We start from the raw sequence: 835 nt of genomic DNA, 5'->3' as shown, positions 1-835 counted from the left end.
TTGGCATGGACTTCCCCTCCTGTTGGCGTTGATGTAGTTCGACACTCCATCATGGCACTTCGATGCCGACTCGCGGCTTCCGCCGCAGCCTCGGGACGGGGAAGTCCCTTTCATTCGGATAGGTCCGGATCGCTCGTAACTGACAACGACACCGCGCTCGAACAGCAGTTCTTCAATATCACGCAGGCTCAGTTGGAACCGGAAATACCACCGAACCGCGAGACTAATGACTGCCGCCGGGAACCGGTGGCCGTGATAAAGCGATTTTCTTTTCTTCATCGTGTCATCTTGCGTGACTACCTCGCCAACGTGACAGTGCCCCCGCAACCACTTGTTATCGTAACGGCCCTTACTCGCCCTGAGTCCACTATCGCGACACAGCCATGGATAAACTTAACAGTCATCTTCTCATGAACTATCACACAGACAGTTACGACCAGCCCAACCATTTGTGCTTTCCGTCACTAAGCTTTGGGCAGCGGTTGGCGCGCCCCTTTTTCACGAGGACAGCGTGGCGTGATCAAGCTGTCGACCACGCAGAACCGAAATCGAAACCAAGAGGTCTTTTCGGCCCGTTAGGAATTGATTCTTACCTCATGGGCAGTGCAGCATAAGGATGGTCACGTGAATAAGGTAATGCAGTCTCCTCGCGCTGCGGTACCACCCCAATTAACCCTCGTCGTGGGCGTGGTATTCCGACTGGTCCATCTAGTATTCTGTCCCATAAATAACTTTACGTAAATTCAGATTGTTCTATGATCGAATTCACGGCGTGTTGGAGGCGATCATGGGACGTAAAGGAATCGAGGTTGTCGTGTCGGAACTGGAGCGAGAA

The 835-nt window shown here is 52.8% G+C and carries 1 pseudogene; it reads right to left on the bottom strand.

From position 1 onward, the window contains the following. Positions 1–279 (bottom strand): annotated as a pseudogene (locus tag AB4Y43_RS40440) (IS6 family transposase); the annotation flags it as partial. Positions 280–835: the final 556 nt, after the last annotated feature.

The sequence above is a fragment of the Paraburkholderia sp. BR10872 genome, assembly GCF_040965835.1.
Lineage (GTDB): Bacteria > Pseudomonadota > Gammaproteobacteria > Burkholderiales > Burkholderiaceae > Paraburkholderia > Paraburkholderia nodosa_A.
Note: the sequence above shows the minus strand (reverse complement) of the source record. Positions and strands in the feature narration are given on the sequence as shown.